Source organism: Candidatus Effluviviaceae Genus I sp., from assembly GCA_016867725.1.
Classification (GTDB): domain Bacteria; phylum Joyebacterota; class Joyebacteria; order Joyebacterales; family Joyebacteraceae; genus VGIX01.
The window spans coordinates 1-3,115 of record VGIX01000087.1 but is presented as its reverse complement, the minus strand read 5'-3'; the positions used below and the strand labels follow the sequence as shown (position 1 = coordinate 3,115).

Annotated in this window: 3 protein-coding genes; 1 reads left to right on the top strand and 2 read right to left on the bottom strand. The window is 68.9% G+C overall.

What is annotated here, in order from left to right:
- Together FJY74_09665 and FJY74_09660 are read right to left on the bottom strand one after the other, a co-directional pair.
- The coding region (locus tag FJY74_09665; protein MBM3308579.1) for a hypothetical protein at positions 1-187 on the bottom strand (187 nt) is incomplete at its 3' end.
- Positions 188-396: 209 nt separating this feature from the next.
- Positions 397-1,584 carry an acetate kinase gene (locus FJY74_09660; GenBank protein MBM3308578.1) on the bottom strand — a complete coding sequence of 396 codons (1,188 nt, stop codon included), beginning with the start codon at positions 1,582-1,584 and terminating at the stop codon, positions 397-399.
- 350 nt (positions 1,585-1,934) lie between these two features.
- Here FJY74_09660 and FJY74_09655 point away from each other — a divergent pair.
- The coding region (locus FJY74_09655) for a S8 family serine peptidase (GenBank protein ID MBM3308577.1) at positions 1,935-3,115 on the top strand (1,181 nt) is incomplete at its 3' end.

Below are 3,115 nucleotides of genomic sequence, written 5' to 3'. Positions count from 1 at the left end.
CGTCGATCTCGACCGGGGTCCGCTCGTACCCACCGACCGTGTACTCCAGCACCGTCCGGCTCCCCGTCGACTCAAGGACCCGGACAGAGAACGGCGCCATCGTCGGCGCCAGAGAAACGTACTCGCCTGCCACGGACACGACCGACAGAACGAGGACAAGCGCGAGCGTGAGGATCAACCGAGGCACGGTTCACCTCCGAGAATGACAACCCCCTCAACAATGACCCGCATACGACCCGCGGGCCGCTTGCTCTCCAGGTGGCCGCAGGCCACCATGACTCTCCATTATAGCACACGGACGCTAACTTGTCATCAGACGAAACCACTGCCCCGGCTGGGCCCAAGCCTCCGGCGGGACGCCGGCACGAACGGGGCCCTCCGCACAGCCGGGTGACCCTACCCCCCCGACAGCACGCGGCGGGTCTCCCGGGCGATGGCCAGCTCCTCGTTCGTGTGCACGACGAGGACCGGCGTGGTCCCGACGCTGATGTTCGGCCCGTGCGCGCTGTTCCGTTCCGGCGAGACCTCGATCCCCAGGAACTCGAGCCCCCTGCAGATCTGCTCGCGCACCGCGGCCGAGCCCTCCCCGATGCCTCCCGTGAACACGACGGCGTCCGCGCCGCCCAGAACCGCGGCGTAGGCGCCGATGTACTTCGTCACCCGGTGGCAGAACACGTCCACCGCCAGTCGCGCGCTTGCGTTCCCCAGTTCCGCCTCGCCCAGAAGCTCCCGCATGTCGTTGCTGACGCCGGAAAGGCCCAGAAGCCCGCTCTGCTCGTTCAGGAGCCGCCCGATGTCCGCGGCGCTCATCCCGTCGTTCTCGAGCAGGTAGAGCACGACATAGGGGTCCATGTCGCCGCACCGCGTCCCCATCACGAGACCCTCGAGCGGCGTGAAGCCCATCGACGTCTCCACGGAGACCCCGCCTCTCACCGCCGTGACGCTCGCCCCGTTGCCGAGGTGGCAGGTGATGAGCCGGAGCTCCGCGAGTGGCCGCCCGAGCGTCTCCGCTGCGAGGCCGGCGACGAAGCGGTGGGATGTGCCGTGGAAGCCGTAGCGGCGGATCCGGAGCTTCCTGCTGATGTCCTGCGGCAGCGCGTACGTGTAGGCCTCGGGGGGCATCGTCTGGTGGAACGCCGTGTCGAAGACGGCGACCTGGGGCACCCCGGGCAGCAGTTCGGCGCAGACCTGGATGCCCCTGAGGTTGTGCGGGTTGTGGAGAGGGGCGAACCTGGCGCAGGAGCGGATGCCTTCAATGACGTATTCGGTGATCAGGGCGGCGTCCTGGAAGATGCCTCCTCCGTGGACGACGCGATGGCCGACGGCGCCGATCTCGGATGCGGTCGCGATCGCCCCCTGCTCGTCGTGCAGCAGGTTCGCCAGGGCCATGCGAAGGGCGGCGCCATGGTCGCCGACCTCGCTCGTCTCACGCACCCCGGCCTTGCCTCGGGAGCGGTAGGTTACGACGGCGTCCGCCGCCCCGATGCGCTCCACGTGCCCCTTGCCGAGCGGCTCATCCGACGAGGGGCCGATCAGCTGAAACCTGACCGACGAGCTCCCGCAGTTCAGAACGAGGACATTCATGACGGGGTGCGCCTCCCGGTGAGCTGTGGCGAAGCCACGCGGAGCGGGGGTGAGCTTACCGCAATGTCACGAGGGCCCGCAATCGCCAACATGACGCCTGGTTCATCGCCGGTTCCCCGGTGTCGAGACCCGGCGATCCTGCGCCGGAGCTCACCGGCGAGCCTCATCGCTTGACAGCAGGGCGGAAGCTCTGATATGATGAACCCGACTGGCGGGTCGGTGGCGGCCCGCGCGGCCTTGCCATACGGAGCCGCGGATCGGCCGAGCCAGGGCCGGCGTCCGACGGCGTGATGTCCTGCATCACTGACCGGTTCGACCGGCGACGGTGGGCCGGCGAAAGGAGGCACTCCGTGCCCGGACGCTTCAGCGTGTCGGTGGCCGTCGTATTGCTGTCGCTCACGGCGGCGATGATGGGAAGCGCGCAGGCCGAGACGATCCACCTCCTTGCCTACCCGTTCGACCCGGTCACGGGCGAGGCCGCCGTGCCCCCCGAGCTCCGCGCCACGGAGCGGGCGGGCGCGCAGGAGTACTACCTCGTCCAGCTCTCCGGCCCTCCGACCGAGGAACGCAAGGATGACGTGAGGGCGGCGGGCGGCGAGCTCATCGCCTACATCCCCGACAACACGTACATCGTCAGGATGACGCCCGAGGCCCGCGAGGCGCTTGGGTCGTCGGACGCCGTCCGCTGGACCGGCCCGTTCCATCCAGCGTACCGGCTCTCCCCGACCATCGGCGCCATCGAGCTCCGCCACCCGGAGCGGGCGTCGGACCCGTGGCACACGCTCATGGTGCGGGTCTTCCGGAACCAGGCGTCCACGGCGCAGCAGGTCCGCGCGCTCGGCGCCGAGGTGCTCGAGATGCACGACGACGGATTCCAGAAGCTCATCGTCGTCCGCGCGGCCCCCGACGCGCTGCCGGCGCTCGCGCGCCTGAACGACGTGTGGTGGATCGAGGAGAAGCCCGAGTTCTTCCTTCTGAACGACACGACGAAGTGGGTGGTCCAGTCGAACGCCTCGGCGAGCACGCCGATCTGGGACAAGGGGCTGCACGGCGAGGATCAGCTCGCCGCCGTCATGGACTCGGGGCTCGACTACAACTCGTGCTGGTTCCGCGAGACCGGCGGAGCCGCCCCCGGGCCGAGCCATCGCAAGGTGGTGAGCTACGTGACCTACGGGGGCAATCCCTATGACGGCTGCGGCACCGGGCATGGCACCCACGTGTGCGGCACGCTCGCGGGCGACCAGTCCTACATCAACGCCGGCAACTACAACTACAACGGCATGGCCTATGCGGCGAAGCTCGCCATCCAGGACGTGGGCGCGGACGACTCGTGGTCCTGCTCGACGGGGCAGGTGAACATCCCGACGAGCCTCACGGCGGCATTCACGAACGCGCACAACCTCGGCGCCCGGGTGCACTCGAACTCGTGGGGCGGGTCCGAGAACAGCTACAACTCCTACTGCGTTGACGTGGACAGCTTCATGTGGGGCAACAAGGGCTTCCTCGTGGTCTTCGCCGCCGGCAACTCCGG

Coding starts and splice junctions, on each gene's coding strand:
- FJY74_09660 (MBM3308578.1), bottom strand. CDS start 1,584: ATGAATGTCCTCGTTCTGAACTGCGGGAGCTCGTCGGTCAGGTTTCAG.